Raw genomic sequence first — 2,553 nt, 5'->3', positions numbered from 1 at the left:
CTATGCTGTCGGCAAAAACCTGTTTTGCCATACGGACTTCGTTTTCAGTCAGTCTGCGCCAATTGGAAAAAATCATATTTTAAAGAAGAATATAGGATATAAAGATTTTCAGGCCGTCTGAAAGTTTCAGACGGCCTGACCATTGGATTTATTGTTCTTCTGAAGCGGCTTGTTTGCCGTTGTCGAACAATTTGTCCATAGGCGTCAGATTGACTGCATTGCCTTGGCTGACTATCCATTTGTTTTCAACACGCCACACGCCTGAGGTATCTTCAACTCGCAAGTACCAATGGTTGGTTTGGCGTAAAGGCTTAAAGACGGCTTCGTATTCCATACGGCCGTTTTGCGGTTCGGCAGTTACGGCGCGTAGCTTGACGGTTTGGTCGTCAGCTTTGCGTGTAGGGTGCATCAGCAGCAGGTTTAATGGCTGTTTGGGATCGAATTGTCCGCTGACGAATACTTTGGCGGCATTCATGTCCGGACTGATTAAAACCTGCACCTGAATCTGTCGTTTAACGGCTTCTTCATCGCGGTGAAGCTGGATTTCGATGTGTTTGCCGTCTTTATAGTAATCGTCGGAAACTAAGTCTGTCGTATGTTCTTTTGCGACGAAGAACATAGACACGCTGGCGATAACGACAAAGATTGGACCTGCCATCAGCACCCAAGGCCAAGTGTGTTTATACCAAGGCTTAGTGGAATTGGGTTTGGACACCGTTGTTATTCTCCAATAAAGGTTGCTTTTTCATTCAAGACAGTCGGTTCGGCATCAGCGTCATCGGTTTCACGATATGTGAAAGTAAATTCAATCGGCTGGCTGCCTTTTTCGGCGTACTCAGGGATGGTGGACACTTGAACCGGAATGGTCACGGTTTCGCGTGGCGCAATTTTAATACCGTTTTCAGGCAAGCCGGTCAAGGCGATATCATCAAAACCTTTGACTGTGGCAGTAACGGTCTGTTCATGTTCACTCTTATTAATGATGCGCAGGTTGTAGGCATTTTCCACCCAGCCTTGGCTGTTTTCGCGCACCATCACGCCGCGGTCTTTCAGAATATCCACTTCGACCATTTTACGAGTGGCAATACCGGTTAAGAAAGCAATAATAACCACAAACAATACTGCACCATAACCTGCAACGCGAGGGCGTTTCAGGCGTTTTTTGATGTCGCTTTCAGGGTATTCATGCTCCATTGCGCCTTCTGTGGTGTAACGGATCAGGCCGCGCGGATAACCCATTTTGTCCATGATTTCGTCACAAGCGTCGATACAGGCTGCACAACCGATACATTGGTATTGCAAACCGTTGCGGATGTCGATGCCGACAGGGCAGACCTGTACACACATGGCACAGTTGATACAGTCACCCAAGCCGCTGTCTTCTTTGTTGGCGGTTTTTTTGCGTGCACCGCGAGGTTCGCCGCGTTCGGTATCGTAGGAAATAATCAGTGTGTCTTTGTCAAACATCGCACTTTGGAAGCGTGCATACGGGCACATATGCAGACACACTTTTTCGCGCATGATGTGGGCAAAAAAGAAGGTCATGAATCCGTAAAACGCTGCGGCAAACATTGCGCCACCGCCTGCCGCGCCGGTAAACAGGGCTGGAACAAATTCACGGATTGGATTAAACCAGCCTGCGAAAGTAATACCTGTCCATGCGCAGAAGAGGAAAATCAACAGGGCTTTGGTGGCTTTAATGCGGATTTTAGTAAAGTTCCAAGGCGATTTTTCCAGTTTTAAACGTTTGTTGCGGTCGCCTTCAACCAAGTTGTCGATCCAAAGCATGATTTCGGTGTAAACCGTTTGCGGGCAAGAATAGCCGCACCACAAACGACCGGCAATGGTTGTCCACCAAAACAGGCCGAAGGCACAAATCATCAGCAGCAGGGCAAGGTAAATCAAATCGCCCATGCCCAGTGACAGGCCGAAAATGAAAAAATGACGGTCAGGGATATTGAATAAAACTGCCTGACGGCCACTCCAGTTAAACCATGGAATCACATAAAACACAAATTGCGTGGCCAATACGGCGGCAATACGCAATTTGGCAAACCGGCCTTCTGCTTTTTTCGGATGGATGCGTTCGCCTTCAGGGTGGATCTGGATAACGCTGGCTCTTGGATTGAATGTTTTAGGAGGAGCGGTTTTGGCAGGTTTATCTGTTGAGGAGGGAGTGTTTTCAGCTTGGTTTTCGGGTGACATAATCAGTGTTCCTTAATGAAGTGCACACAAGCCTTTTGTCATGGTAGTAGTTTGATGTGAGTATTTTCAGACGGCCTTAGGCGTGCATATAAAATCATAACATTTGGCTCTATGCAAAGCAAAAGCAGGGTTTGCCCTTAACAATAGTTGCGGTACTCCTGTCTCATACAAGGCCGTCTGAAAAGAGCAGTATTCAAAGACTTACGGAATAAGTGTAGGTTTATACTTATAGCGATTTCCTATTTATCCGATAAAAAATTTACAACATACTGTTTCAAAACGAAATAACAGTTAATATCATCTATCCCGTCCGTTTCAGACGGCCTATTGGAAATCATGCCGTCTGAC

General features: G+C 46.6%; 2 protein-coding genes. Both read right to left on the bottom strand.

The annotated features are described in order from the left end of the window. Window positions 1-148: 148 nt before the first annotated feature. Window positions 149-715, bottom strand: a complete 567-nt coding sequence (locus tag ACTHUM_RS11420; protein ID WP_107792529.1) for a FixH family protein — start codon at window positions 713-715, stop codon at window positions 149-151. A 5-nt stretch (window positions 716-720) separates the two neighbouring features. Then, complete coding sequence (ccoG, locus tag ACTHUM_RS11415) at window positions 721-2,205, bottom strand: cytochrome c oxidase accessory protein CcoG (protein ID WP_107792528.1); 1,485 nt, start codon at window positions 2,203-2,205, stop codon at window positions 721-723. Window positions 2,206-2,553: the final 348 nt, after the last annotated feature.

The organism is Neisseria sp. P0021.S006, assembly GCF_051956895.1.
This window is presented reverse-complemented; position numbering and strand designations above follow the sequence as displayed.

Coding starts and splice junctions, on each gene's coding strand:
- ccoG (WP_107792528.1), bottom strand. CDS start 2,205: ATGTCACCCGAAAACCAAGCTGAAAACACTCCCTCCTCAACAGATAAA.